The 2,981-nt window shown below is 41.2% G+C and carries 1 protein-coding gene; it reads right to left on the bottom strand.

The annotated features are described in order from the left end of the window. Positions 1-2,960, bottom strand: a 2,960-nt coding sequence (locus JMN12_RS15120) for a DEAD/DEAH box helicase (RefSeq protein WP_203140087.1), incomplete at its 3' end; no start/stop codon positions are given. Positions 2,961-2,981: the final 21 nt, after the last annotated feature.

Genomic DNA, 2,981 nt, shown 5'->3' with positions numbered 1-2,981 from the left:
TTTCCTATAATAGCGTCTATCTTCATATTTTTTTTGTTGTTAAAATGCCAAAATTTGCCACTGAGCAGGGTGTTTATTACGCTTTCGGGCTTCTGGGTGAGGTTTTCAATAAGATCTCCGTAGTATTCGGCGTGGACAGCAGTGTCTCTAAAGCCTACCAATGTACGTTTGGTTATACTGCGTGCCATTGGGGTTTTACATACTACCAATATATTCTCTTCAAGGGTCAGATCCCATAATTGCAAGGCTAATTGTCTACCTACCTCCTCTCCATACTTTTTCTTAGCTTCTTCTATACGAGAGCGGTAGATATTATAAGCAGCATACAAAGGGTATAACCCACTCTTCGAGTTGATTTCCAAAATTACACTCTTAGATGTAAATACTTCTTCTGTTACCCCTTGTTGAGTCACATAGCGCGGCACATCTAAGGGCTGCTCGAAATCCTCATCCATAAAACAATAGCCTCCTAAGCAATCCGACAGATGCCTATTCACTACCCGCCAAGGAGTAAGTACTGTTTCCTTATCAGGATTGCGAAAAGTAGCAAAGATAGCTGCTATCCTACTAATGCGCTCCTCTATGGTAAACTTATCTGCCATACGTGCCATTTCGCGTATACGCTTGCCCGCCTCTCGAAAAATATCTGGGTCATAATAACGCTTAAAACGCCTAAAAACTTCTTTAGTTACCCCACGTGGCATAAACTCCTCCCACGAGGTGTCGTCTACAAGATTTTCAAAATTATCAAGCGCAAGCTCTTTGTCTTCATCTTCCTTTATTTCGGCTCCATAAAGCAACAAGGGCATACGAATAGAAATTCCTCGTAAAATAGCTATTGCTTCCCGCCGCTGACTACCAAGGGCTTTAAGTTCTTCTAAGCGCGCTTGCTCTTTAGTAGTAAGGTCTTTTTTCTTCTTTTTCTCAAGCCGCTCTTTCTCGGCATATTGTTCGTTAGTAAGTCCCTGTTTATTGATATCAATATCACCCGATTGTGGCATCGCTTTAGTCTTCCCAATAGCAGCCTTCAAATCGCTAAAATCTTTGAGTTCTACTTCGGTAAGTTTCAGCAGTTCATCATTATAGAGTGCCCCATCTTCAAAACCACATTGTACTACTTTTTCTATTTGCGCTCTCTTCAGTTGCCCCAGCATTGTTTTTACGTCATAGGGCTTCATTTGGCTACCTTCAATAGCTATTATAGGGCAGAAGTTCAAAAAATCGCCTAATATTTTACGGTCTTTTTCAGATTGTTTACCTGCTTTAGCCGATACTTTAGCACTTTCGGCAAGCACGCGCAAGGTGCGATCAGGAGCAAAATCAAAAGCATAACAATCGGTTTTCATACGCCCATTATGGGTGTAAGGTGTTTGCACACGGAAGATTGTTTGCATATAACTCGCAGCTGAGGTACTATAAGCCCCTGCCATCATAAATACCCCCGCCCAAGGCTTGATACTCACCCCTGTAGTAAGCCTGCCGCACGATAGAGTAATAGTATAAGTTTGGTCAGAATCTTTGCCAATAGCTTTTTCCACTAAATCCAAAGCATCTCTGCTTTCTTCTTCTTCATCGCCATCGCCTGCTACATTCACTACTTTGAAAGCCCCAAATATAGGGTGATGCTGCAATTTAGTACTTAGAGCTCGTGCCGCTTTTACCCCTGGTAGTATCCAGAGCGTATGACGGAAAATCTTGCGAAAAGTATCGTTAGCATAAGGGTAAAAACTCTCACTGTCATCACAAAGCAAAGTTAAAAAGCGGTCAATATCCTTGTCGTGTACAAAAGTACCATCTTCTCGGGTACGGAAGAACTCACGGAAGTTAAACGCTTTTTCATCGTCGCTATACTCACTCATCAGCCTGCCCAAATCGTAGGTGTAGATATGAATAGCGGGTAAGGAAGCATAAGGATTGGCATCTCCCAAGTGTGTAATTTCCCAATCTATCTTAGCTTTTTGCTCCATCACATAATCCCACGTAAAAATTTCCTCTTCCTTGTGGTCATCAAGCAGATTAAAAGGAGTACCCGAAAGGCGCAATACTTTAGTACCTGTACCTTTTAGGTGCATAATCACGGATTGTCCTAATTCAGTTTGAGTACCTTCGTGTGCCTCATCTACTATCAAAAAGTCCCAAGTAGTAGAGAAAAGCTCATTGTTTTTGTCAAATTTACCACCTACTTCTTTAGATCCCCGCATATCTTGCATTGAGGCAAAATACACATAATTACCTCCTTCGTTTGCAAGTTTTTCCAATGAAGCAAAATCATTTTCTCCTTTAGCTCTAGAACCATAGTAATAATTAGGACTATCATAGAAGATTTTCCTAAAATCCTCATACCAACCAGCATCTACTACTGGGCGGTGGGTAATGATAAGAGTACGTTTCATTTGCAAGTCTTTGGCCACTTGTAGGGCACAGAGCGTCTTGCCAAAGCGCATTTTAGCATTCCATAGCATCTGCGACCCTTTTTTAAACTGCTTTTCAGTACGTTCTATAGCATCGGCTTGCTCGGGTCGAAAAATGATAGGGTTTTCAGTAGTACTAATATCCTCCGTTTTCAGACTTTTTCTACCTTGTTTTACGGCAGCAATAGCTTTTATAGCCGTAGCAAGGTCGCAACAGTACCATTCAGTAGCCCCTTTGAAAGCTTTTTTCTTTACTCCAGAGCGTTCTAATACAGAGTGAACCTCCTTATCATTAAAGAGACCTATCTTTCCCTCACGAGAAAATAGAGTGAGTTCAGTGTGTAACAATTGGTAACTAATACCAGCGGTCTGGGTATATTGCTTAATGCGGTTATGAGCGGCATTGTTTAGTTCTTTGCTATTAGCCTCGGGCAATCCATCACCGTTAAAAGTAGTTTCTCCTATCTTTACGCAGTCGCTATGAGCTTCATCAGCAATGGTAAAGATATAAATCAAGCGAGGTTTTAGAGAGAGTTCAAATGTAGCCATATTAGGTATAATTTATATTAT

Origin of the sequence: Capnocytophaga genosp. AHN8471 (genome assembly GCF_016806945.1) — a bacterium.
GTDB lineage: Bacteria > Bacteroidota > Bacteroidia > Flavobacteriales > Flavobacteriaceae > Capnocytophaga > Capnocytophaga periodontitidis.
Note: the sequence above shows the minus strand (reverse complement) of the source record. Positions and strands in the feature narration are given on the sequence as shown.